This window comes from Erwinia sp. LJJL01 (assembly GCF_047300805.2).
Taxonomy (GTDB): Bacteria; Pseudomonadota; Gammaproteobacteria; order Enterobacterales; family Enterobacteriaceae; genus Erwinia; species Erwinia aphidicola.
The window spans coordinates 505,797-530,048 of record NZ_CP178576.1; the positions used below are offsets into that span (position 1 = coordinate 505,797).

A 24,252-nucleotide genomic window follows, 5' to 3' on the forward strand; every position below is an offset into this window, starting at 1 on the left:
GTCACTCCTTATTATTGATGCGCCTGTGGCACCTCAGCAGATGGTGAAACCACCGTCGACCACCACATTGGCGCCGTTCATCATTGCCGCTCCGGGGCTGGCAAGGAACAGTGCGGTAGCGGCAATGTGCGCTGGCTCAGCAAAGCGCCGCAGCGGGATCTGTTTTTTGTGGGCTTCCCCGGCTTCTCCTGCCCAGGCTTTCGCGCCCAGCTCGGTCAGCACCACGGTCGGAGAGATGGCGTTGACGTTGATATTGTGCGGTCCCCACTCCAGCGCCAGCACCTGGGTTAACCCCACCACCGCCGCCTTACTGGCGCAGTAGGCAATGTGCTGCGGCAGCGCCACCCGGCTTGCCTGCGAGGCCATATTGATAATGTTGCCGCTGTTCTGACGCAGGAAATGCTGCCCCGCCGCCTGACACACCAAAAACGTGCCTTTAAGATTGATATCCAGCGTTCGGTCCCAGTCTGCTTCACTGAGTGCCTCTGCCGGCCCAAGCAGCGCCACGCCGGCACAGTTGACGGCAATATCCAGCGCGCCAAAGTGGCTAATCACCTCTGCCACCGCCGCGTTAACCGCCGTACGTTCAGTCACATCCAGCGCAATACCCAGCGCGCTTTCAGCGTTTAGCGCGGCGGCAACCTGTACCACACGGTCGTCACGGTCCAGTAGCGCGACCCGTGCTCCCTGCTGCAAAAATTCCTGGGCGATGGCATAACCAATGCCTGCCGCCCCACCGGTTATTAGCGCAACTTTGCCGTCTAATGGCAGTTTCATCATGAAGCTCCTTTTTGTTTCATCAACGGGCCGGAGGGCGAGGGTATCGGGTGCGATGAACTCGCAGGCAGCGTGACGAACTTCATCAGCAGCGCCGCCACCAGATAGAGACCGGTGTAAATCCAGATCACTCCGCTAGCGCCGAGCGAACCGATAAACAGCCCGACCACCGCCGGGCCGACAAAGGTACTCAGCCCTGCGCCCAGATTGAGAATCGACATCGCGGCACCTTTATTTTCAGGTGCCAGGGTGGGCATCAGGGCTGACAAAGGCACAAATGCCGCCAGGCAGGCGCCGAACAGCCCGGCCATGGTGACGGTAGCCCAGTAGTTGGGGCCAACCCACTGCGGCATATAGAAGAACAACAGGGTCGTCATCGCGCAGCCGATGCAGCCAAACCACATCACCACGTTGCGCCAGCCTAAACCGTCACTGACAATGCCGAACAGCAGGTTGAAGATGATATTGACGCCCCACAGCGCGGCGTACATGTGCAGCCAGTCGGTGCGGGTAAAGCCCAGGTCCATCATGTAGGTCGGCATAAACACCACGAAGCCATACGCCGCCGAGGTATTGATAGTGCGCACGATACCGCCAAGGCCAATCTTCGGATTTTCAAAGGCAATGGTGATGCCCTTCAATACATATGCCAGCGACGGTTTCTCGCGTTTTTCCTCTACCGTCTCACCGCCGCGGTTGAGGAACAGGGCGATCATCGCACCGAGCATGACAAAAATCAGTGCACTCCACAGCGTGTGGATCTCCCCGAGCCAGGGCAAGGCAATGCTGGAGTAAAGCACCCCGAGCACGCTCAGGCCGCCGCTGTAGACAAACCAGAAGATGCCCACCGCCGAGCCGAGGCGCTCTTTCGGTGCCTCATACGCGACCCACACCAGAAAACCGTAGGCAAACAGCGGATAACCCAGGCCACGCAACGCGTAAGTCGGGATCATGGTTGCCAGATGATGGCTGGGTAGGCCGAAAGTGAGGAACAGCACAGAGCCGATCATAAACATCACCAGCCCGGCCAGCATCACCCGCCTGGCGGTGAAGATCTCTGCCAGCACGCCAGAGAACCACGCGGCAATCGCGGCGGCAAAACCGTAAACGCTAAACAGCAGCGCAGACTGCTGAACGGTCATGCCATTCTCAATCAGATAAGGCGACAGCCAGCCCTGCTCCAGCCCCTCACCCATCATAAAGATCAGTACCCCGGCATAGCCCAACAGCAGCTTCGGCGACAGGCCAATGCGGTCAATCATTCGTTGCAACATACAACCCCCTGGAAAAAAATGTCAGGAAGTGCGCCCGGATTAAGCGGGACGACCGCACCGTAAGATTTGGTTTAAAGATTGGGATTGAGCACCACTTTGATGGAATCAACACCGCGCTTCATCAGGTCAAATCCTTCAGCAAAACGTTCAAGCGGCAAGGTGTGTGTCACCACGCCACGGGTCGGCAGCGATCCGTCACGAATGCCCTCAATGACCAGCGGGTAACAGTAAGGACCAAGGTGGGAACCGAGCACGTCAAGCTCTTTGCGATCGCTGATAATGCTCCAGTCGATACTGACCGGATCTTTGAATACCGAGAATTCGACGAACGTGCCGAGCTTGCGGATCATCGCCAGCCCCTGCTCAACAGATTTTCCTGCACCGGTCGCTTCGATATAGATGTCGCAGCCGTATCCTTCAGTCATCTCCTTAACGATTTTCTCCGCGTCCTGACGCGCGGGGTTAATCACAATATCGGCGCCGAAGCGCTTTGCCAGTTCCAGACGGTCGTCAGAAAGGTCCAGCACCACCAGTTTCGCCGGGCCGGATTTCTTGATTGCCCCGATCATTCCCAGGCCCAGCGTCCCCGCTCCTGCCAGCACCACCACATCGCCCAGCTTGATGTTGGCACGCTGCACGGCGTGGAACGAACAGGCGTAAGGCTCAATCAGAATGGCATCTTCAATTGGCAGCTCAGCGGGCACGTGGTAGTTGATCGCCTCTTTGGTGAACTTCATATACTGCGCCATACCGCCATTGACGTTGTTCTGGAAACCGTACAGATCGTGTTTTTCACACATCCAGTACTGACCGCGGTTGCAGAAACGGCAGCCCCAGCACGGCACAATCTGCTCGGAGATTACCCGATCGCCCAGCGCAAACTGTTCAACATCGTCGGCCAGCGCCACGACATGACCAATAAATTCATGGCCGGGGATCATTGGCGCCTTAATATAGGCAGGCTGCTTGTCATCGCCCCAGAAGCTCGGCGCGCCCTCCCAGGCTTTGACATCGCCTGCGCATATCCCGCAAGCCTCAACCTTCACCAGAATTTCACCTGGGCCAATGGACGGCACCTCCACTTCCTGCAGGCGGTAGTCTCCGGGCGCAAATGCCACAACAGCCTTCATCCGTGACGGAATTCCCTCTTTACGGCGGTTCTGCACTTCACACTGCTGGCACATAATCCTCTCCTCAACGTTTGATCATTTACACATCCAAGTAACAATTGAACAGTACGCAGGGCTTATGGATAAGCCAACCGGAGAGAGCTTAAATTGTGATTTGGTGCATAAAACGCGTAATTAGTGGGTCAGCACTCGTTTTCAGATCCTGAATATGTGACAAGACCCTATTTTATTTTTGTGAACAGCCAGAAAACAAATAATCAAATGAACTTCTATTGAACATTTGTTTTATTGCGATTAGGGTACTTCTGTGCCGGTGCGATCCCAGGGATCGCGCCGCTTCCGTCACGTTATTTTGGAGATCTGCTATGCTTTCTATTGCAATTGGCGCTGATGATGCCGCCATTGAGTTAAAAAACATCCTGGTCAACTACCTGCAGCAGGCGGGCTTTGCCACCACTGATTACAGTGCTGACATGCAGCAGGAGAGCGGTTGCGCCTACCCTGATATTGCCTGGACAGTGGCACAAGCCATCAAGACTGGCCGGCATCAACGTGGCATCCTGGTGTGCGGTACGGGCATAGGAATGAGTATCACGGCGAATAAAGTGCCCGGCATCCGCGCCGCTCAGTGTCATGACACTTACTCAGCTGAGCGCGCGCGTAAAAGCAATAACGCGCAAATCATCACGTTGGGCGCCCGCGTAATTGGGCTGGAGCTGGCAAAATCCATTGTGGCAGCCTGGCTTAAAGCCGAATTTGAAGGGGGCCGTTCGGCGCCTAAAATCGAAAGAATTGGTTACTACGAGCAGCTTACAGGCGGTTAAAGGTCAGCGCCGCGATGGCGTAAACTTCCGCTAAGAGTGATAAGGCATCACCCATTGGGCGGGCCCATTGCAACAATCAGAAAAAGCGCATTCCTATTCGACAGCGCCTGATGCACTGTGATCCGCCTGAGATATTTTTCTTATCATCGTTACACCCAAAATAGTTGGGGTTGCAGGCAGGCACTTAGCGCCTGTGCAACCTGAAGTATCAAGGGTATTCAAGGAGCTTAAAGAGATGAACCAGCTAGACGCACTAAAACAATTCACCACCGTGGTGGCAGACAGTGGTGATATTGAATCGATTCGTAACTACCACCCGCAGGATGCGACCACTAACCCGTCTCTGATCCTGAAAGCCTCCGGCCTCGACTCTTATAAGCATCTGATTACTGACGCCATCGACTACGCCAAAAAACAGGGCGGCAGCAAAGAGACCCAGATCATTAACGCCAGCGACAAAGTCGCCATCAACCTCGGTATGGAAATTCTGAAAAGCGTTCCCGGCCGTGTTTCTACCGAGGTGGATGCGCGCCTCTCCTTTGACCGCGGTATGTGCGTGACCAAAGCCGAGAAGCTGGTAAGAATGTATGAAGAGAACGGCATTGACCGCTCGCGCATCCTGATCAAACTGGCTTCCACCTGGGAAGGCATCAAAGCGGCGGAAGAGCTGGAGAAGAACGGCATCCAGTGTAACCTGACGCTGCTGTTCTCCTTCGCCCAGGCCCGTGCCTGTGCCGAAGCGGGCGTGTTCCTGATCTCCCCGTTTGTTGGCCGTATCTACGACTGGTACAACAGCCGCAAGCCGCTGGACCCGTATAACGTGGATGAAGATCCAGGCGTGCAGTCGGTACGTAAGATCTACGAATACTATAAGCAGCACCGCTACAACACCGTGATCATGGGTGCCAGCTTCCGTAAGACCGAGCAAATTGTTGCGCTGGCAGGCTGTGACCGCCTGACCATCTCCCCTAATCTGCTGGAAGAACTGCAGGCCAGCAACGCGCCGCTGGAGCGCAAGCTGACCCCATCAACCGAAGCTTTCCATCAGCCAGCCTCGCTGTCTGAATCTGAATTCCGCTGGGAACACAATCAGGACCCAATGGCAGTAGAAAAACTGGCGGAAGGTATTCGTCAGTTCGCCGTCGACCAGCAGAAGCTGGAAGATGTGCTCGCCGCTAAGCTGTAACCTCTTTACACCCTCTATTAAGGCGGGCCACTGGCCCGCCTCCACCACTTTCGGGAGAAAATTATGTCTCAACGTAGAGAACTGGCTAACGCAATCCGCGCACTGAGTATGGACGCCGTGCAAAAAGCCAATTCCGGCCACCCTGGCGCACCGATGGGCATGGCGGATATTGCGGAAGTGCTGTGGCGTGAATTCCTGCATCACAACCCGGCCAACCCAACATGGGCCGACCGCGACCGCTTTATCCTCTCCAACGGTCACGCCTCGATGCTGCTTTACAGCCTGCTGCACCTCAGCGGCTACGACCTGCCGATAGAAGAGCTGAAAAACTTCCGTCAGCTGCACTCCAAAACCCCGGGTCACCCGGAAATCGGCTATACGCCGGGCGTGGAAACCACCACCGGCCCGCTGGGCCAGGGTCTGGCCAATGCGGTGGGGATGGCGATCGCCGAACGCACGCTGGGCGCCCAGTTCAACCGCCCTGACCACGAAATTGTCGACCACTTCACCTACGTATTTATGGGCGATGGCTGCCTGATGGAAGGCATCTCCCATGAAGTCAGTTCTCTGGCGGGTACGCTCGGCCTTGGCAAGCTGATTGGTTTCTATGACCATAACGGCATCTCGATTGATGGTGAAACCGACGGCTGGTTTACTGACGACACGGCGAAACGCTTTGAAGCCTATCACTGGCATGTGATCCACGACATCGACGGCCATAACCCGGACGCCATTGCCGCGGCGATCAAAGAGGCGCAGAGCGTCACCGATAAACCGTCGCTGATCATCTGTAAAACCATTATCGGCTTCGGTTCACCGAATAAAGCCGGTAAGGAAGAGTCGCACGGTGCTGCGCTGGGCGTGGAAGAAGTGGCGCTGGCGCGCAAAGAACTGGGCTGGAACTACCCGCCGTTTGAGATCCCGAAAGAGATTTATGCGCAGTGGGATGCGAAAGAAGCCGGTGCGAAACACGAGAAAAGCTGGAACGAAAAGTTCGCCGCCTATCAGGCTGCGCACCCGGAACTGGCGGCAGAATTTACTCGCCGTATGGATGGCGGCATGCCGGATAACTGGCAGGCAGAGACCCAGAAATACATTGAACAGCTGCAGGCTAACCCACAGAAAATCGCCAGCCGTAAAGCCTCACAAAACGCGCTGGAAGCCTACGGTCCGCTGCTGAAAGAGTTCCTGGGCGGCTCCGCTGACCTGGCACCGAGTAACCTGACCATCTGGTCCGGCTCGAAGTCGATCAAAGAGGACTTTGCCGGTAACTATATCCACTACGGCGTGCGCGAGTTCGGGATGACGGCAATTGCCAACGGCCTGGCCCATCACGGTGGCTTTATTCCCTATACCGCCACCTTCCTGATGTTTGTGGAGTATGCGCGTAACGCGGTGCGTATGGCGGCGCTGATGAAGGCGCGCCAGATTATGGTCTATACCCACGACTCCATCGGCCTGGGCGAAGATGGTCCAACCCACCAGCCGGTCGAGCAGCTGGCCAGCCTGCGCGTCACGCCGAATATGAGCGTCTGGCGCCCGTGCGACCAGGTAGAAACCGCCGTGGCGTGGAAGCATGCCGTCGAGCGCCATCACGGCCCAACCGCGCTGATCCTCTCGCGTCAGAACCTGGCGCAGCCGGAGCGTACTCAAGCGCAGCTGGAGAATATCTCACGCGGTGGCTATGTACTGAAAGACAGCGACGGCACGCCGGAAGTGATCCTGATCGCCACCGGTTCCGAGGTGGAGATTACCCTGGGCGCAGCCGCTAAGCTGACGGCCAGCGGCCACAAAGTACGCGTGGTCTCCCTGCCCTCTACCGACCTGTTCGACGCGCAGGATGCCGCCTACCGTGAATCCGTACTGCCTTCCGGCGTGACGAAACGCGTCGCGGTGGAAGCCGGTATTGCTGACTACTGGTATAAATATGTCGGCCTGAACGGCGCTATTGTTGGCATGACCGGATTTGGTGAGTCGGCTCCCGCTGATAAGCTGTTCCCGGAATTTGGCTTTACGGTGGAAAACATCGTCAGCCATGCCGAAGCGCTGCTGAAACCACACTGATAGCGAAATAAGTGTGAAAAAAAACCGCCGCAAGGCGGTTTTTTTATGGTGTGAACAATCATGTTAGCAGACATTATTGTTCACATGTCCTGCAGGAAAAGACAGGCAGAGCAGCGGGAGGAAATATATTCCTGCGCAGAGAGAAACACCAGACTTCTTGTGAAAAAAGCAGCAAAACACCATTGGGCGGCTTTTCTGCTTAGCGCAGATTGAACAGTTCAAAATATCGCAGGAATTGATCACTCAAAGCCATATTTTTTATCCTTACGACACTGAGGCATTTTCCAGTTAATACCACGTGAAAGGCCCATTTGAGGAGACATATCCAGAATTTGTTTATCAACCAATTGGCGAATAGCCTCACGAAATTCTCGAGTTTCATGCACCTTGGGGTTATATTGCGAGTAAAGCCTATCCAAAAAAATGTAAGATACTGTACGTTCACTTCCAGTACCTGCCAGACAACATGCTACATCAGCTATAGTTTCGTTCGTAATAAGAGATTTTACATCAATCATTTATTTCTCTCCAACTCGTCCTTAAGATCTGCATCCAGGGATTCTTGTGTATAGAAATTCAAAACCTTATCAGCAAGCTTATAATCCTCCAGCGTTGCCGAATGGGTATTGTTCCATACCTCATCATCCGTTTCGTTATCCGCATAGCCCAGCGCCCGGTAACGCTCCAGCTCGCGGATTTCATGGGTGTAGAAATTTTATGGGAAAGAGTGAACAATCTCCTCAAAATAAATCACAAAAAAATCGCCCCCTTTGGGGCGATTTAAACTAAATGGTACTACGGGGGTTCTGTTAGTCAAATAATGCTGAATTTATATAAACTCATTCAAAGCCATATTTTTTATCCTTACGACACTGAGGCATCTTCCAGTTAATACCACGTGAAAGGCCCATTGTGGATGACATATTAAGAATTTGCTTTTCAATCAACACCCCCAATGTATTTTGAAACTCAAAACTTTGAATAACTTCAAATTTATATCTACTATAAAGTCGATCTAAACTTACGTAGGAAAAAACTTGCTCGCCTCCACTTCCAGCCAATGCACAGGCAACATCTGCTAAAGATTCATTTTCAATCAAACTTTTAAGGTCAATCATTTCTTTATCTCCTCCTCTTCTCTTTCGAAAGCATCCAATGCCTCATTTGTATAAAGATCATTACCCTTATCAGAAATTTTATAATCTTCAAGAGTTGCCGAGTGGGTATTATTCCATGTTACACCATCCGTTTCGTTATCGGCATAGCCCAACGCACGGTAGCGCTCAAGCTCGCGAATTTCATGAGTGTAAAAACGTTTATCGGTATCCGTGGCGGCGATCTTGCCACCAGTAATATCCGTTAAACGTTGCACCATTACATCATTACCCGATGATGCACCAAAACGCTTCACGTGTATTTTCACCAGCTCCACTCCAGCAGCATCAATATCTGCCGTGCGCCAGTCAAGGTCGCGTATCGGCCCACCGCACTTTTCGCTGTTATATTTACGGCCACTGTATTTACCTTGGGTATTCCACTCCCCATAGGGGCTATGCAACATGACATACAGCGGCTGAATGCCGGAACCGTCCGGGAACACCAGGATAAAGTCGCGCCAGCTTTGCACCGCGGGCAGCGGCAGCACCGTGGCGCTCAGCGCAGGCAGATTGGTGATATTGCCGCCGGTATGAATAAACGCGCCCGGCAACGGCGCCGGACCATCCAGCACAATCAGGCCGTTCACACCGGGGGCGTTTGCCGGGCTGACCAGGATCTGCGGCTGCCCCGCCGCGATATCGGCAGGCAGCGTGAACTGGTAGTAGTCACTCTGCGGATCGAGGGTGGCTGACAGCACGCGCAGCGGCTGCGGCGTCTGCGTTCTGACCAGCTGCAAAAATGCCGCGCCCGCATACACCGCCAGCTGCCCGCGTAGAGACGTATTGACGCTTTTACCCACTGCGGCCCGCAGTGCGCCAGTGTCCGTCAGGCCAATCACTACCGGGGAAATCGCCGCCAGAAATACCTGACTGAAATCCGTGCTGCTGAGCTTGCCGGACTGCCATAACGCCTGGGTATCCAGCTCCAGCCCGGTGGTGGTGATGTTGACATCCCCGTGCGGCTGCGGTTTTAGCCGTGCAGCCGCCGCCAGCAGGTTTTGCGCGTAGGCAGCGGACTGCGCCGCCGTCGGCCCGGCGTAACCATTACCCAGATAGCTAAATCCCGGCGGCGTGTTGCTGCCGTAGCCGCGCAGCGGGAAAACATTCGCGCCCGCCAACTGTTTGTTAGCGCTGTCGCGTAACTGTTGCAGCAGCAGCCCTAGCGTCTTATCGGCAGCGACTTTAGTCTGATTTAGTAACTCAAGCTTTGGTGCAATGACAGCCAGCTTAGCCTGGGCGAGGAAAATCTCTGCCGGAGCGTTGTCATGCTGCGCCTTCAACGATTCGACAATCTTTTGTTTCTCCTCATAAAGTGTCTTGAACTGCGCCAGCGTCATTTTTCCAGTCAGGGTCTGGTAAAATTTGTCGATCATCTCAGCGGCTATCTGGTCTATCGTCGCCTGGCTCGTTTTCGATGTCGCCCTGGCCTGGTCAAGCTCCTGCGCCCAGCGCTGCTGCTGCGCTCTGGTTGCCGCCAGCGCTCTGACGCACGTTTCGCGATCGCTACGTGCCAGCTTCAGCCTCATCTGCAGCGTCTCGCCGGGATGCTGTTTATCCCAGGCGGCCTGCTGCGCCGCTAACTGCTGCTTTTTTTCATCCAGCTGTTTTTGCGGCAGAGCGGGTGTGACCGTGACATAGATCGGGGCAATATGGCTGCCAACCGGAAAGGAGATGATGGCATCGTGAGTCTGATTGCCCGGCACCGCGTGTAGCAGTTCAACACTGGCAGGCGTGCTGGCGGTGACGGTTTTCGAGCTGCTGGGCGTGACATTTTTTGCCGGAGAGGTATCAATTTTAATCGTCAGAGCGGGTTTACCCGGCACCACGCTGGCGGTAAATACCCCCGGTCGGCTGGTTGCCGTCGCCTGCACAACTTTGACCTGAGACTGCGCCGGAGCAGGCTTCACCAGCGCCAGCTGTTGCTTACCATCAACAATGACATCCTGAATCCGTAACTGAGTCCTGACGGCTGGCTGGGTGGTAATCGTTTCTTTAGTCAGCAGGCCTGCGGGCAAAGTATCGACCACCGACACCATGTCATTACCACTGAGCGAGGAAGGGATCAACATGCCAACCACCATGCCCGCCAGACGCCCCGCGTAGGGTAAAGCATCCACGGCCAACGCTCCAAGTCGGGCTAAAGCCTCATCCATCGCCGCACTGACAGAAGTGCTGGTATTCAGCGTGGTTCCCCATCCGCCGCTAATAACAGCCAGCGACATCGGCACGCCGGGCAACATCATCGCCTGTAATTCTGGGTGACTTTTCAAATCATCTTCTGATGATGAAGTATGACTCCCCCCATTTCCGCCCGCATTACCGGTATTATGTGAATTACCCCCTTTGCCGCCGGTATAATGATGGATCGTGTGACCACCGGGATCGGTGGTATTGCCCCACCCCGGACCATCATTAGAGGTAATAGCGGTAAGCCCGGCAGTAAAGGTAATTCCCCCATCCTGGGAATGAATACCTGCATGCCCGCAATAAAACTTTATTCTATTTCCTTTCATCTTTACTCCATGTCCCGCGTCTTTGCGGTGTGAACAGCCCTTCCAGTTATCTGGTTTGAAAAATGAGAAAGTGAATAGCCAGGTGCTCAGTACTTCAGAGCGTTAATATCAACAGAGTTTCAGGGCGGGGATAAGCAGACGCAGGCGTGCAGCCCATGACACATCAATGGGCTGCACGAAATTAAGCGGGGAATAAAGAAAAGAACGTTAAGGCTGCATCTCCACGCTGGCAGTCGCGGGCGGTGGCGTATTATTGCTGACCCACAGCGTCGGCCACTGGTCGCTGCTATGCCAGGCGTCACAGGTGCTCTCCTGGGCGTATTCCGCCAGCACAAACTCGCGACCATTATACTGCCAGCGGGTCGCCACACCGCAGTCGCCGAGGCCGCGATCCTTACTGTAGGTCAGCAGCTCACCGCGTGCAGCATCGAAGTCAGCATTGACCAGCTCCAGCTGTTTACTGCTCTGCTCGGGCGGTGCGAACGGCAGCGTCAGCGTGACGCTTTTGGAGACATAAGGCTGGCTGCGCGTCACTTCAAACGCGAGATCGATGGTGTTATACGCCCCCATTTCACAGCTCACCAGCAGCAGTGCCTTCTCATCGTTCAAGGGAGAAACGCTGACCTCGCGCCGCTGCGGATTAAGCGAACAGCTATCGCTGTTAACCCGCCAGGTGCCGAAATCGATCAGCCCGCTGGTTTCATCGTGCGTCAGTGCCAGCGGCGGGCGCGGCGGCGGGGCAACCTGCGGCAGCGCCGGCACCGGCGGTACATCCCAGGCGGCGCGGTCGCCACGCTTAATCCAGGCACTGGCACCGTTGACGCGCCCCTGCACCTCATCCATCAGCAGCAGCGCCGCCTTCAGGCCGTGCAGCGACACCGTGGCATCCGCCCGGTAGAGCAGCTGGATGGCATCGGCATCCATCACCTGAGCGAGGAATTCATCGATAGAGATAGCGTGATGGGTCAGCAGGTGGTGCGGCTCCACATCCCAGTGTTTAAGGTCGAGCTGCAGCCGTCGTCCATCCAGCAGCAGGTTGTCGCGCAGCGCGCCGCCCGTCAGTTCGCCACTGTAGCGGTTGCCATAATCGATGCGCAGCTCGGCCTGGGCATTATTCCCCGCCGCACGCTCCAGCGTCATTGCCAGCCCGTTATCGCCAGGGAAACTGCGCGCTTCGCAGCTGTTGAGGTTGTTGCAGGTAATCTGCCAGTCAGAAAAAGTCTTCTGTAACGGCTGGGCCTGCAACGCTGCCGCAAACAAAAACAGGGGCAGCACTGACCATTTCGTCCAGTAAGGCATTGATCGAGGGGTCCCGGTGATGTGAGGCAAAGAAGAATATTAGCACAGACGATCTGTGCACTGATTCCATCATGCGTTGCTGCGCCCGGGGCCTCAATCGGATTTATCGGACAGTCGTGGTCAGATTCAACTCAGACGCAGCCAGCCTTCAATCAGGGCATGCTGTAACAGGGTTACCGTTTTACCATCTTTGATGCGGCCATCTTTGACCATCGCCCAGGCTTGCGGGAAGGTCACTTCCAGCACGTCGATATCCTCATCCTCTACCCCGCCCCCGGCGTTATCGCGCTGGGCATAGCTATATTCCGCGGCAAAAAAGTGGATCAGCTCGGTCACGCCGCCCGGCGACATGTAGAGCTCATACAGCTTTTCGACTTCGCCCACCGCGTAACCGGTCTCTTCAATGGCTTCTTTACGGATGCAGTCTTCTGGCGAATCATCATCAAGCAGCCCGGCACAGGCTTCAATCAGCATGCCGCTGGGATTGCCGTTAACCCAGGTGGCAATGCGGAACTGACGCGTCAGCACCACGCTGTTTTTATCGCGGTTGTACAGCAGGATAGTGGCGCCGTTGCCACGATCGTACACTTCGCGCTTGTGGCGGAGGGTGGAGCCGTCCTTCGCGGTGATCTCGTAGGTAAAGTTGCGCAGGGTGAACCAGTTTTCTGACAGGATTTTATTTTTGATGACGTCGATCTTGGCTGACATACAGGCTCCGTTGAGATGAATCGGGAGTCTGCCATCTTAGAACGCAACGCGAGGGAAAACTATCTGAAAGACAAAGGGTCAGGCATGCCTGACCCTTACCGTGATGACCTGAGCACTTCGCCGATGGCGATTAGTGGTTATGTTCTTCCTGCGCCAGCGCATTCACACGCTTGCGGGCGCCAAACCAGCCCAGTACCAGCACCACGGCAATCAGCGGGATAGCCGCAATGGTGTAGGTGCCGTTCGGGTAGTCAAACGCCATCAGCACCAGCACGCTGGCCAGGAACAGCAGCGTCAGCCAGGAGGTAAACGGCGCCCACGGCATTTTAAAGCTCACATCTTCCGCTTTACCCTCTTTGATCGCTTTACGCAGGCGCATCTGGCACACCACGATAAATGCCCAGGAAGAGATAATCCCCAGCGCCGCAACGTTCAGTACGATCTCAAACACGCGCGATGGCACCACGTAGTTCAGGTACACGCCGATGATGTATACGCCGATGGTGACCAGAATCCCCATATAAGGCACCTGCTGGCCGCTCATTTTCGACATGAACTTCGGCGCAGATCCGCCCATCGACATCGAGCGCAGGATACGCCCGGTTGAATAGAGGCCGGAGTTCAGGCTGGAAAGCGCTGCGCTCAGTACCACGATATTCATAATGCTGCCGACGTAAGGCACGCCCAGCTTGGTAAAGAAGGTCACGAACGGACTTTGACCGGCCTGATAGGCATTCCACGGCAGCAGCAGCACCAGCAGCACTACCGAGCCGACGTAGAACAGGCCAATACGCCAGATCACGCTGTTGATCGCTTTTGGCAGCATGGTTTTCGGGTCTTTACACTCCCCCGCGGCGGTGCCCACCAGCTCAATTGAGGCAAAGGCAAACACCACCCCCTGCACCAGCACCAGCGCCGGCATCAGACCATTGGGGAAGAAGCCGCCGTTGTCGCTGATCAGATGGAAGCCGGTCGCGTTACCGTCCAGCGGCTTGCCGCTGCCGAGGAACACCACACCGACCACCAGGAAAATCACGATCGCCAGCACTTTAATCAGCGCAAACCAGAACTCCATTTCGGCGAACCACTTCACGCCGATCATATTCATCGTGCCGACAATGGCCAGCGCGCCAAGGGCAAACACCCATTGCGGCACATCACCAAACGCGCCCCAGTAGTGCATGTAGAGCGCCACGGCGGTGATATCCACAATCCCGGTCATCGCCCAGTTGACGAAGTACATCCAGCCCGCCACGTAAGAGGCTTTTTCACCGAGGAACTCACGGGAGTAGGAGACGAAGCTGCCGCTTGACGGGCGGTGCAGTACCAGTTCGCCAAGCGCGCGCAGAATGAAGAAGGAGAAGATACCGCAGACTAAATAGACCAGCGCCAGCGCCGGCCCCGCTGCCTGCAGGCGGGCGCCTGCTCCGAGGAACAGACCCGTACCAATCGCGCCGCCGATGGCAATCATCTGAACGTGACGGTTGTCCATAGCTTTATGGTAGCCGGAATCATGAGAATTTAACCAACGTCTTCTTGCAGCGCGTTTGTCTGCGCCAGATTTTTTATCAGCTTTCATTTTCTATCCTAGTTGTCCTGTCCACAAAAGAGTGATGCGGCTACCTGTCCCGGGTATCCTGTTTTCTTATCTGTTTTCGAAGATGCCGACCAAACGATTGCGTACACTGTCGCATGTCTGAACAACTCCCCTGCCAGCTGTAGTTATATTCTTGACGCAGGCAGGGAAAATGCGGCGATGCATCCTAACCGTTCTGATTAACTGACGCAAAAAATCCACGACCGAAATCGTGAGCTTTTGTGATTTTTGTCGGAGAACGCATAAAAAAACCGACCACAATTTGCGGTCGGTCAGTGAAAACACTAAGTACTACACAGGGACATACAGGGATGAGGGTAATGCTGGGGTCTTGCGGTCAATCTCACTACTTAACGCGGTTGATGGGTTAATTATGGCCTGGTTCAATGAAAAGCAGGGTGAGGGTTAGGTAAAAGCGTTAAAGCATTGTCAACGAAAAACCAGCCAACTGGCGCCAAACGTCAAGAAGTATGTCAAAAGCCAACTGATGTAACAGGGCGTGAAAGTGCCCGCTTTTGCTACTTCTGCAAACTCCCTGCCGGCATTACACTACCCACTTGATTGAAAGGGTGATGAGAGTACGTTGCCCTCAATTCGCCGTCCGCAGGCAAGGAGTGAAGGTTATGGAAGATCACGATTTCAGCGTATTGATTATCGAAAGCCACCCGCTGGTACGCTACGGACTGCACAGCCTGCTGGCGCAAGACCCGCGTTTTAAGCTGATAGTAGAGGCAAAAAGCGGTGCCGAAGGGGTGAGCAGAGCGCGCAGCCTGCGCCCCACCCTGATCCTGCTGGAGCGTGAAATCAGCGATATGCCCTACCCTGATGCGATCAGTGCGCTGCGCGGCGCTTCGGCCGATTCGCAGATTGCGGTGTTAATAAACCAGCAGTGCGCTGACTTTTCGGCACTGATGACTTCCGGCGTTCAGGGAGTGATTCTAAAACGCACCGAAACGGAGCCACTGCTGGCAGAGATCGTCAAGGTTGCGCAGGGCGGTAAGGCCTGGAGCGCGGCTCTGCAGGGGATTTATGGCGCCGCAGTACAGCAGGCCGATCGGCTGAGTATTCTCACCGGGCGCGAGCGTGAAGTCTTGCGTGAGGTGGCAAGCGGGTTGGCGAACCGTCAGATAGCCGACTGCCTGGCGATTTCAGAGCAGACCGTGAAGGTGCACATCCGCAATGTGCTGCGTAAGCTAAACGTGCACTCACGCGTGGCCGCCACCGTGCTCTGGTTATCCAGCCCGCACGCCAACCTGTAACTGGCCGGGGCCGCTTTCGTACGATAATTTACATATTCTCCTCATTTTCTCCACGATTACTGACACACGGGCAGGTAAAGTGATTAACTGCCGGAGCGTGTTGAATAAATTAAAAATTTTGCTCCGCGCTGGACGCAATATGCCTAACGCCGCAGGAAATACCGGCACTCTTTTCTTCTATTCTTTACTCAGATAACACGCTGCGGAGCTCGAGATGGCGAATTTCTTTATCGACCGCCCCATTTTTGCCTGGGTGCTGGCGATCCTGCTGTGCTTAACCGGCGGCCTGGCGATTGTCTCGCTGCCGATTGAACAGTATCCCGATCTGGCTCCCCCCAACGTACGCATTACGGCTAACTATCCGGGTGCTTCTGCCGAAACGCTGGAAAACACCGTGACTCAGGTGATTGAACAGAACATGACCGGCATCGACAATCTGATGTACATGTCGTCGCAGAGCAGTAACACCGGCCAGGCCACCATCACCCTCACCTTTAGCGCCGGGACCAACCCGGATGAAGCGCGCCAGCAGGTGCAGAACCAGCTGCAGGCCGCCCTGCGTAAACTGCCGCAGGACGTGCAGTCGCAGGGGGTTACCGTCAATAAAACCGGCGACAGCAATATCCTGATGGTGGCGTTTGTCTCCACCGACGGCAGCATGGACAAGCAGGATATCTCCGACTACGTTGCCAGTAATATCCAGGATCCCCTCAGCCGTATTGACGGCGTCGGTCAGGTGGATGCCTACGGCTCGCAGTATGCGATGCGTATCTGGCTCGACCCGGATAAGCTGATTAACTATGCGCTGACCACCGCCGATGTGGTCAGCGCCATCGAATCGCAGAACAGCCAGGTCGCCGTCGGCCAGCTCGGTGGCCTGCCCTCCGTTGATCGTCAGGCGCTGAACGCCACCATCAACTCCCAGTCGCTGCTGCAAACCCCGGAACAGTTCCGCGAAATTACGCTAAAAGTGAATACCGACGGCTCGGTGGTCACCCTCGGCCAGGTGGCAAAAGTCGAACTGGGCGCCGAAAAATATGACTTCCTCAGCCGCTACAATGGCCTGCCCGCTTCTGGTCTCGGTATCAAGCTGGCATCCGGCGCCAACGAAATGGAAACCGACAAGCTGGTGCGCGCCCGCCTGGAAGAGCTGTCACACTATTTTCCGCACGGCCTGAAAACCGAAATCGCTTATGAGACCACGCCATTTGTTAAAGCCTCGATTGAGGACGTGGTGAAAACCCTGTTCGAAGCGGTGCTGCTGGTGTTCCTGGTGATGTACCTGTTCCTGCAAAACTTCCGCGCCACGCTAATCCCAACCATTGCCGTTCCCGTGGTGCTGCTGGGCACCTTTGGCGTGCTCTACACCTTTGGCTACAGCATCAACACCCTGACGATGTTCGCGATGGTGCTGGCGATAGGCCTGCTGGTGGACGATGCCATCGTGGTGGTGGAGAACGTTGAGCGCATCATGAGTGAGGAGGGTCTGTCACCGCGGGAAGCGACGCGCAAATCAATGGGCCAGATTCAGGGAGCGCTGGTGGGTATTGCGCTGGTGCTGTCGGCAGTCTTTGTGCCGATGGCCTTCTTCGGCGGCACCACCGGTGCGATTTACCGCCAGTTCTCCGTGACGATTGTTTCGGCCATGGTGCTGTCGGTACTGGTGGCGATGATCCTTACCCCTGCCCTGTGCTCCACCCTGCTGAAACCGCTGGCGCAGGGGCATCACCACGGTCGTCGCGGCTTCTTCGGCTGGTTTAACCGCGTGTTCAACAGTCAAGCGCAACGCTACCAGCGCGGCGTCGCCAGAATTCTCGCCAAAGGTGGCCGCTGGCTGCTGCTCTACCTGGCGCTGATCGCCATTATGGCCCTGCTGTTTGTGCGCCTGCCTACCTCCTTCCTGCCGCTGGAGGATCGCGGTATCTTCACCACGCAGATCCAGCTGCCGCCGGGTTCCACGCTGCAGCAAACCACCAAAGTGGTGGAGAAAGTTGAGAAGTATTACCTGACCGAAGAGAAGACAAACGTGCTGTCGGTGTTTGCCACTATCGGCTCGGGACCGGGCGGTAACGGGCAGAACGTCGCGCGTATGTTTGTGCGCCTGAAAGACTGGAAAGAACGGCAGGACAGCGAAAACTCCGCCTTTGCCATCATCGAACGCGCCACCAAAGCCTTGAGTAAAATCAAGGAGGCACGGGTGATTGCCAGCAGCCCGCCGGCCATTACCGGGCTGGGTAACTCCGCCGGCTTCGATATGGAGCTGCAGGACCACGCCGGGCTGGGGCACGACGCCCTGATGAGCGCACGCGATACGCTGCTGGAGATGGCGCAGAAAAACCCTGCGCTGACCCGCGTACGCCACAATGGTCTGGATGACAGCCCGCAGCTGCGCATTGATATCGATCAGCGCAAGGCGCAGGCGCTGGCCGTCTCGCTGGATGATATCAACGCCACCCTGCAAACCGGCTGGGGTTCGACCTACGTCAATGACTTCCTTGACCGTGGCCGCGTCAAGAAAGTTTACGTGCAGGCCGATGCGAAGTTCCGCATGCTGCCGGACGACATCAGTAAATGGTACGTGCGTAATACCAACGGGGAGATGGTGCCGTTTACCGCCTTCGCCACCACCCACTGGGAAACCGGTTCGCCGCGCCTCGAGCGTTATAACGGCTACTCGGCGCTGGAAATTGTCGGTGAATCGGCCGCGGGCGTCAGTAACGGTGCCGCCATGGACGTAATGGAGAAGCTGGTGAGCCAGCTGCCAACCGGCATCGGCCTGCAGTGGACCGGGGCGTCACTGCAGGAGCGCATGACCGGCGCGCAGGCTCCTGCGCTGTACGCGCTGTCGCTGCTGGTGGTGTTCCTGTGCCTCGCCGCGCTGTATGAGAGCTGGTCGATTCCCTTCTCGGTGATGCTGGTGGTGCCGCTGGGGGTCATCGGTGCGCTGGTCGCCACCTGGCTGCGCGGGCTGGAAAACGATGTTTACTTCCAGGTGGGTCTGCTGACGGTGATCGGGCTGTCGGCGAAAAACGCCATTCTGATCGTAGAGTTCGCTAACGATCTCAACACCCGCGGAGGCGATCTGATTGAATCAACGCTGGAGGCATCACGCCAGCGCCTGCGACCGATTCTGATGACCTCGCTGGCGTTTATCTTCGGCGTGCTGCCGATGGCCATCAGCAACGGTGCCGGTTCCAGCAGTCAGCATGCGGTAGGGACGGGCGTGATGGGCGGGATGATTTCGGCGACGGTACTGGCGATCTTCTTTGTACCGCTGTTCTTCGTGGTGGTGCGCAGGCGCTTCCCGCTGAAAGAGAAGCCGCTGTAAGAGACAAACCCTGAAGATTGTCCGCAGCAAAAAGGCAGCCTGACAGGGCTGCCTTTTATTTATTTGGGATACTGAAGATCAAGCCGGTTGACAGGCTCGCCGTGCTTTTCTTAATGAAACTCATTACTTACGTAACATGGTTTCAATAAAGTCTTTCCAGTTCCCTAGTTCTAAATCGATCATAATGCCCTCTCTTATTTTGTGGGGTCATTTTAGGACGATTCCTAGTCAATTGGAAGTGATTGCGGCCAGTTACTGCCATAGGTAAAAGCGTGATTAATCGGGTTTGGCTGAATTTGTGTGCTGGCGCACACTCCTCAGGTAATGATTTCTAAGGTAATTATCAGGCTGTCAATATATAGCCGGGTTTTGGAATTTTTCAAATCCGCAGAAAGGTGACCCGGCGCGCGAATGCCACCGGGTGGGCCAGTTATTTCAGAATGATCACTTTGTCATAGCCGCCGCTTTCACTGTCGATATGCGTCTTGGCATCAGGATGCTCTCTCATCACCGCCTCGACGATCTGGGCAAACTCTTCACAGCGCGAATTTTTTTTGCGCGTCAGTACAATCGTTGACTGGGTCTCTTCGACCTTGTGCGCCGCCGACTCTTTAAGATAGTTCATCGCTCCCCTCCTTTTATCATGGGTTTCTACCCCTCCGAATATAGATGAAGTCCACAAATAACAGAAGGGTACAGAAGTCTGACTTTTGATACAGGGCATCAAACGCCCCCTCTTACTTCAGCGTCGGCATATCTGGTCTATGATTGATTTTTAGCGCAGCGGCTGTTGGTGGCGTTCTCAATAACGAGGTGATTCAATGCAGTCGAGCACATTGGGTAAGGGTTGGGGTAGCGAATATCACGAAACGGGTCAGGTGAACTTTCGTCTCTGGGCCAGCGGACAGCAAAAAATCGCTCTGAAGCTGGATAACGTTGAGCACCCGATGCACACCGTCGGCGATGGCTGGTTTGAGCTGCAGCTTGCAGACGTAAAACCCGGTAGCGCCTATCAGTTTGTGCTGGCGGACGGCACCGCCGTGCCTGACCCGGCTTCGCGCGCGCAGCAAACGGACGTTAACGGCCCTTCGCTGGTCGTCGACCCGCACAGCTATCGCTGGCAAAACGCCGGATGGCAGGGGCGAGCGTGGGAAGAGAGCGTGTTCTATGAACTGCACGTCGGCACCTTTACCCCGCAGGGCACCTTGCAGGCCGCTATGGGTAAACTGCCGCAGCTGGCAGAACTCGGCATCACCGTGATTGAGCTGCTGCCGCTGTCGCAGTTTGGCGGCGAGCGCGGCTGGGGCTATGACGGCGTGCTGCTGTATGCGCCGCATTCCGCCTACGGAACGCCGGACGACCTGAAAGCCTTTGTCGATGCGGCACACGGCCTTGGGTTGTCGGTGGTGCTGGATATCGTGCTCAACCATTTTGGCCCGGAGGGCAACTATCTGCCGCTGCTGGCCCCGGACTTTTTTGATCAATCGCGTAACACCCCGTGGGGACCCGGCATCGCCTATCACGTTGACGCGGTGCGGCGCTACATTGCCGATGCCCCGCTGTGGTGGCTGCAGGAGTACCAGCTGGATGGATTACGCTTCGACGCCATTGACCAGATTGTCGATAGCTCGCCAAAGCACGTGCTGATTGAGATTGCCGAACGCATCCGCGCTGAAATCACCACCCGCCCAATCCACCTCACCACCGAAGACTGCCGCAACGTCACGTTCCTGCATCGCCGGGCGCAGGATGGATCCACGCCGCTGTTCAGCGGGGAGTGGAACGATGATTTCCACAATGCCATGCACGTGCTGGCAACCGGCGAAACCCACGCTTATTACCAGGATTTTGCCCAACAGCCGGAGAAACTGCTCGCCCGCGTCCTGACCGAAGGGTTTGCTTATCAGGGCGAAGTGTCGCCGCAGAGCGGGGAGAAACGCGGTGTCGATAGCCGCAGCCAGCCGCCGGTGGCCTTTGTCGACTTTATTCAGAATCACGACCAGACCGGCAACCGCGCGCGCGGCGATCGGCTGATCAGCCTGGCCGGCAGCGAGCGTACTCAGGTTCTGTACGCTGCCCTGCTGCTGTCGCCGCATATTCCGCTGCTGTTTATGGGCGAGGAGTACGGCGAAACTCACCCGTTTATGTTCTTCACCGATTTTCACGGCGAGCTGGCCAGAGCAGTGCGCGAAGGGCGCGCCAGAGAGTTTGCCGGCCACGAGGATCATATGGATGAGAGCGTGCCCGACCCGAACGCTGAATCAACCTTTATCAGCTCGAAGCTCGACTGGCAGAAGCCTGAGAGCAGCGCAGGCGCGCAGTGGCTGGCGCTGACGCGGCAGCTGCTGGCCATCCGCCACCAGCATCTGGTGCCGCTGCTGGCCCACGCCCCTGGCAATTGCGGCAGTGTGATTGAAACCGCGCCCGGCTTCCTCGCCGTCAGCTGGAAGTGGCCGCAGGCAACGCTGTCGATGGCGCTGAACACAGGAGAGCGCGCACACGCCCTGCCTGAACTGCCCGGCAGCACCCTGTTCGCCTGGCCTGAAGCCGCAGAGGAACTGGCACCGAATGCCATTATCGTCCGGCTGGCAAAGGAGGAAGCAGCATGACTATCCCGAGCGCCACTTATCGCATCCAGTTTCGCAATGGTATGACCTTTGACCGCGCCGCCGCGCTGGTGCCCTATCTGCAGCGGCTCGGCATCAGCCATCTTTATGCCTCGCCGATCTTCACCGCCACGCACGACTCAACCCACGGCTACGACGTGACGGACGCCAACGAAATCGAACCGTCGATCGGCGGCCGCGCCGGATTTGATCGCATGGTTGAGGCGCTGCATCGCGCCGGGCTGGGGCTGATCCTCGATATCGTACCCAACCATATGGCCGCCTCGCTGGAAAACGCCTGGTGGTATGACGTGATCGAACACGGTGCTGACAGCCGTTATGCCCACCATTTTGATATTGACTGGTCAAGGCGGCTGACGCTGCCCTTCCTCGGCGACGACTTTGAACACGAGCTGGAAAATGGCCAGATTGCGGTCAAGCCAGACCCCACCACCGGTAAACCGGCCCTCGCCTGCTACGACAGCTTCTACCCGCTGTCACCCGCCAGCTGGCAGGGGCGCGAGGCCGAGGTGTTGCAGCTGACCGATCGGGCAGCCATCAGCGCCCTGCATGACAGCCAGCCGTGGCGGCTGATGAACTGGCGCGAGGCGGCCAGCAACCTCTCTTACCGACGTTTCTTTGAGATTACCGGCCTGGTGGGCGTGCGGGTTGAAGATCCCCAGGTGTTTGCCGATACGCATCGCCTGATCCTCGAACTGGTTCACAGCGGCGCGGTCAACGGGCTGCGGGTCGATCACGTCGACGGCCTGGCCGATCCCCAGGGCTACCTTGAAACGCTGCGCCAGCAGGCCGGAGCAGACTGCTATATCACGGTGGAGAAAATCCTCGCGGAGGAGGAGCATATTCCCGCCGAGTGGCCGATTTCCGGCACCACCGGCTATGACTTTATGGCGTCGCTCTCCGATGCGCTGGTCGATAATGCGAAGCTGCCCGCCTTACGCAAAATTTATCAGGAAGTGGTCGGCAAACCGGTCAATATGGCCGCCGAACTGCGGGCCGCCAAGCTGCTGATGGTCGAGAACAACTTTGCCGGAGAGTTCACCCGGCTGGCGGCGCTGCTCGGCAATATCGCCGCTGCCGACGGCCAGGCACCGGATGCGCAGGCCTTGCGCCTGGCGCTGCGTGAGCTGCTGATTGCCTTCCCGGTGTACCGCACTTACGGCACCCCGCAGGGCATGCCTGGCGACAGCCGCGCACTGCTACAGCAGACCGCGCAAAAACTCAGCGCCAGCGCGTATGCGCCGGAGGCCAGCGCGCTGGCATTTCTGCTGCGGGTGCTGAACGGAGAAGTGGCAGACGAACAGCGCGCCACGGCGGATGAGTTGCGCAGCCGTTTTCAGCAGCTCACCGGGCCGCTGATGGCAAAATCGGTGGAGGATACGCTGTTCTTTCGCCAGAACATGGCGCTGGCGCTGAATGAAGTGGGTGCTGAACCGCTGCCGCGCACCTTCTCTATCGACCGCTTCCACGCGGAGATGCAGACGCGGCTGGCGCGCCAGCCGGATGCGCTGTCCGGCACCACCACCCACGATACCAAGCGCGGCGAAGATGCCCGCGCGCGGCTCTACACCCTGACCGAAGCCCCGGACATTTGGGCAGCCTGCGTTATGCGCTGGCGCCAGATGAATCAGGCCCAGGTCACGCTGCTGGCCGACGGCCCGGCGCCAAAACCCCCCGGAGAGTGGATGCTGTACCAGGCGCTGGCCGGCGTCTGGCCCGCCACGCTGCAGCCGGATGACGAAGCCGGACTCAGGGCGCTGGATGAACGCTTCCAGGCCTACGTGGAGAAAGCGCTGCGCGAAGCCAAACTGCGCACCAGCTGGGTTGACAGCAATGATGCCTATGAAAAGGCGGTGCTCGATTACGCCCACCACCTGCTCTCCCCGGCTAACCTGACATTTTTGCAGGACTTTACCCGCTCGCTGCAGCCCTTTGTGCGCGCCGGGCTGGTCAACAGCCTGACGCAGACGGTGGTAAAACTGACGGCGCCTGGCGTGCCGGATATCTATCAGGGCAGCGAAACTCTGGACTTCAGCCTGATCGACCCCGATAACCGCCGCGAACCGGATTATCCCGCGCTGGAGCGCATGCTGGCCGGGCAGCAGTTCCCGATATCAACCGGGGAGGCAAGCTGGCTGAGCGGGCAGCTAAACCAGCACACGATCGCCAGCCTGCTGGCAATCCGCCAGCAGTTGCCGGCGCTGTTTCGCCGCGGTGACTATCTGCCGCTCGCCGCCGCCAATGCTGAGCAGGATCATCTCATCGCCTGGGCAAGAGTGGACGCCAGCGACGCGCTGATCGCCATCGCGCCGCGCCTGGTGTTCAGCGCCGTGCAAAACGGTTTTGCCGCTACGTCCCAGGTTAACGTCGATATCGCACTGCCTGCCGGGCTAACCCAGCGCCGCTACCGTAATATTTTCAACGGCGAGGAGATAACCAGCAGCGAACGTTTAGCAACCACCCTGACCGGACTTTTCCCGGCCATTTTCATCGCCATACGCTGACCTCT

The 24,252-nt window shown here is 56.8% G+C and carries 18 protein-coding genes; 7 read left to right on the top strand and 11 right to left on the bottom strand.

Features of this window, described 5'->3' with window-relative positions:
• Positions 1-33 precede the first annotated feature (33 nt).
• The 3 genes from ACLI4M_RS03120 to ACLI4M_RS03130 form a co-directional block, all read right to left on the bottom strand.
• Positions 34-780 carry an SDR family oxidoreductase gene (locus ACLI4M_RS03120; protein WP_133623108.1) on the bottom strand — a complete coding sequence of 249 codons (747 nt, stop codon included), beginning with the start codon at positions 778-780 and terminating at the stop codon, positions 34-36.
• Positions 777-2,051 carry an MFS transporter gene (locus ACLI4M_RS03125; RefSeq protein WP_133623107.1) on the bottom strand — a complete coding sequence of 425 codons (1,275 nt, stop codon included), beginning with the start codon at positions 2,049-2,051 and terminating at the stop codon, positions 777-779. The genes ACLI4M_RS03120 and ACLI4M_RS03125 overlap by 4 nt, the downstream gene beginning before the upstream one ends.
• Positions 2,052-2,122: 71 nt before the next feature.
• On the bottom strand, positions 2,123-3,235 hold the full coding sequence (locus ACLI4M_RS03130) for an MDR/zinc-dependent alcohol dehydrogenase-like family protein (RefSeq protein WP_048915245.1): 1,113 nt from the start codon (positions 3,233-3,235) through the stop codon (positions 2,123-2,125).
• A 311-nt stretch (positions 3,236-3,546) separates the two neighbouring features.
• Between ACLI4M_RS03130 and rpiB the strand changes: the two genes are divergently transcribed.
• The 3 genes from rpiB (at position 3,547) to tkt (ending at position 7,255) form a co-directional block, all read left to right on the top strand.
• Complete coding sequence (gene rpiB, locus ACLI4M_RS03135; RefSeq protein WP_048915244.1) at positions 3,547-4,005, top strand: ribose 5-phosphate isomerase B; 459 nt, start codon at positions 3,547-3,549, stop codon at positions 4,003-4,005.
• Between the two features lie 235 nt (positions 4,006-4,240).
• Complete coding sequence (gene tal, locus ACLI4M_RS03140) at positions 4,241-5,191, top strand: transaldolase (protein WP_048915243.1); 951 nt, start codon at positions 4,241-4,243, stop codon at positions 5,189-5,191.
• Positions 5,192-5,254: 63 nt separating this feature from the next.
• Positions 5,255-7,255 (top strand): transketolase, encoded by a 2,001-nt coding sequence (tkt, locus tag ACLI4M_RS03145; RefSeq protein ID WP_133623106.1) that lies wholly within the window; start codon positions 5,255-5,257, stop codon positions 7,253-7,255.
• A gap of 239 nt (positions 7,256-7,494) precedes the next feature.
• Here tkt and ACLI4M_RS03150 read toward each other — a convergent pair whose 3' ends face one another.
• The 6 genes from ACLI4M_RS03150 to ansP form a co-directional block, all read right to left on the bottom strand.
• Positions 7,495-7,773, bottom strand: a complete 279-nt coding sequence (locus ACLI4M_RS03150) for a hypothetical protein (protein ID WP_133623105.1) — start codon at positions 7,771-7,773, stop codon at positions 7,495-7,497.
• Between the two features lie 321 nt (positions 7,774-8,094).
• Entirely contained in the window at positions 8,095-8,373 is a 279-nt protein-coding gene (locus ACLI4M_RS03155; RefSeq protein WP_133623104.1) for a hypothetical protein, read from the bottom strand.
• A complete protein-coding gene (locus ACLI4M_RS03160; RefSeq protein WP_133623103.1) occupies positions 8,370-10,925 on the bottom strand; it encodes a colicin-like bacteriocin tRNase domain-containing protein in 2,556 nt (851 codons plus the stop codon). Before ACLI4M_RS03160 ends, ACLI4M_RS03155 begins: the two co-directional genes overlap by 4 nt.
• Before the next feature lie 207 nt (positions 10,926-11,132).
• Entirely contained in the window at positions 11,133-12,224 is a 1,092-nt protein-coding gene (locus tag ACLI4M_RS03165; protein WP_133623102.1) for a DUF1176 domain-containing protein, read from the bottom strand.
• A 126-nt stretch (positions 12,225-12,350) separates the two neighbouring features.
• Positions 12,351-12,932: a GDP-mannose pyrophosphatase NudK gene (gene nudK / locus ACLI4M_RS03170; protein WP_133623101.1), complete on the bottom strand. Its 582-nt coding sequence runs from the start codon at positions 12,930-12,932 to the stop codon at positions 12,351-12,353.
• A 130-nt stretch (positions 12,933-13,062) separates the two neighbouring features.
• Positions 13,063-14,511, bottom strand: a complete 1,449-nt coding sequence (ansP, locus tag ACLI4M_RS03175) for an L-asparagine permease (protein WP_133623100.1) — start codon at positions 14,509-14,511, stop codon at positions 13,063-13,065.
• A gap of 641 nt (positions 14,512-15,152) precedes the next feature.
• On the opposite strand from ansP, the gene ACLI4M_RS03180 reads away from it, so the two are divergent.
• Both ACLI4M_RS03180 and acrD read left to right on the top strand, forming a co-directional pair.
• On the top strand, positions 15,153-15,788 hold the full coding sequence (locus ACLI4M_RS03180) for a LuxR C-terminal-related transcriptional regulator (RefSeq protein WP_133623099.1): 636 nt from the start codon (positions 15,153-15,155) through the stop codon (positions 15,786-15,788).
• Positions 15,789-16,002: 214 nt separating this feature from the next.
• On the top strand, positions 16,003-19,116 hold the full coding sequence (acrD, locus tag ACLI4M_RS03185) for a multidrug efflux RND transporter permease AcrD (protein WP_133623098.1): 3,114 nt from the start codon (positions 16,003-16,005) through the stop codon (positions 19,114-19,116).
• A gap of 123 nt (positions 19,117-19,239) precedes the next feature.
• Here acrD and ypfM read toward each other — a convergent pair whose 3' ends face one another.
• On the bottom strand, positions 19,240-19,299 hold the full coding sequence (gene ypfM, locus ACLI4M_RS03190; protein WP_118665656.1) for a protein YpfM: 60 nt from the start codon (positions 19,297-19,299) through the stop codon (positions 19,240-19,242).
• A gap of 247 nt (positions 19,300-19,546) precedes the next feature.
• Positions 19,547-19,741: a hypothetical protein gene (locus ACLI4M_RS03195; protein ID WP_048915236.1), complete on the bottom strand. Its 195-nt coding sequence runs from the start codon at positions 19,739-19,741 to the stop codon at positions 19,547-19,549.
• A 196-nt stretch (positions 19,742-19,937) separates the two neighbouring features.
• Here ACLI4M_RS03195 and treZ point away from each other — a divergent pair, with 196 nt between their 5' ends.
• Entirely contained in the window at positions 19,938-21,725 is a 1,788-nt protein-coding gene (gene treZ / locus ACLI4M_RS03200) for a malto-oligosyltrehalose trehalohydrolase (RefSeq protein ID WP_133623097.1), read from the top strand.
• Positions 21,722-24,247 (top strand): malto-oligosyltrehalose synthase, encoded by a 2,526-nt coding sequence (treY, locus tag ACLI4M_RS03205; protein WP_133623096.1) that lies wholly within the window; start codon positions 21,722-21,724, stop codon positions 24,245-24,247. Before treZ ends, treY begins: the two co-directional genes overlap by 4 nt.
• Positions 24,248-24,252: the final 5 nt, after the last annotated feature.

What these genes read in the sequence shown, in the direction of transcription:
- acrD (WP_133623098.1), top strand. Translation starts at nt 16,003, where the DNA reads ATGGCGAATTTCTTTATCGACCGCCCCATTTTTGCCTGGGTGCTGGCG.
- ACLI4M_RS03130 (WP_048915245.1), bottom strand. Translation starts at nt 3,235, where the DNA reads ATGTGCCAGCAGTGTGAAGTGCAGAACCGCCGTAAAGAGGGAATTCCG.
- ansP (WP_133623100.1), bottom strand. Translation starts at nt 14,511, where the DNA reads ATGAAAGCTGATAAAAAATCTGGCGCAGACAAACGCGCTGCAAGAAGA.
- rpiB (WP_048915244.1), top strand. Translation starts at nt 3,547, where the DNA reads ATGCTTTCTATTGCAATTGGCGCTGATGATGCCGCCATTGAGTTAAAA.
- ACLI4M_RS03165 (WP_133623102.1), bottom strand. Translation starts at nt 12,224, where the DNA reads ATGCCTTACTGGACGAAATGGTCAGTGCTGCCCCTGTTTTTGTTTGCG.
- tkt (WP_133623106.1), top strand. Translation starts at nt 5,255, where the DNA reads ATGTCTCAACGTAGAGAACTGGCTAACGCAATCCGCGCACTGAGTATG.
- ACLI4M_RS03150 (WP_133623105.1), bottom strand. Translation starts at nt 7,773, where the DNA reads ATGATTGATGTAAAATCTCTTATTACGAACGAAACTATAGCTGATGTA.
- ACLI4M_RS03155 (WP_133623104.1), bottom strand. Translation starts at nt 8,373, where the DNA reads ATGATTGACCTTAAAAGTTTGATTGAAAATGAATCTTTAGCAGATGTT.
- ACLI4M_RS03125 (WP_133623107.1), bottom strand. Translation starts at nt 2,051, where the DNA reads ATGTTGCAACGAATGATTGACCGCATTGGCCTGTCGCCGAAGCTGCTG.
- ACLI4M_RS03160 (WP_133623103.1), bottom strand. Translation starts at nt 10,925, where the DNA reads ATGAAAGGAAATAGAATAAAGTTTTATTGCGGGCATGCAGGTATTCAT.
- ACLI4M_RS03195 (WP_048915236.1), bottom strand. Translation starts at nt 19,741, where the DNA reads ATGAACTATCTTAAAGAGTCGGCGGCGCACAAGGTCGAAGAGACCCAG.
- ACLI4M_RS03180 (WP_133623099.1), top strand. Translation starts at nt 15,153, where the DNA reads ATGGAAGATCACGATTTCAGCGTATTGATTATCGAAAGCCACCCGCTG.
- nudK (WP_133623101.1), bottom strand. Translation starts at nt 12,932, where the DNA reads ATGTCAGCCAAGATCGACGTCATCAAAAATAAAATCCTGTCAGAAAAC.
- treZ (WP_133623097.1), top strand. Translation starts at nt 19,938, where the DNA reads ATGCAGTCGAGCACATTGGGTAAGGGTTGGGGTAGCGAATATCACGAA.
- treY (WP_133623096.1), top strand. Translation starts at nt 21,722, where the DNA reads ATGACTATCCCGAGCGCCACTTATCGCATCCAGTTTCGCAATGGTATG.
- tal (WP_048915243.1), top strand. Translation starts at nt 4,241, where the DNA reads ATGAACCAGCTAGACGCACTAAAACAATTCACCACCGTGGTGGCAGAC.
- ACLI4M_RS03120 (WP_133623108.1), bottom strand. Translation starts at nt 780, where the DNA reads ATGATGAAACTGCCATTAGACGGCAAAGTTGCGCTAATAACCGGTGGG.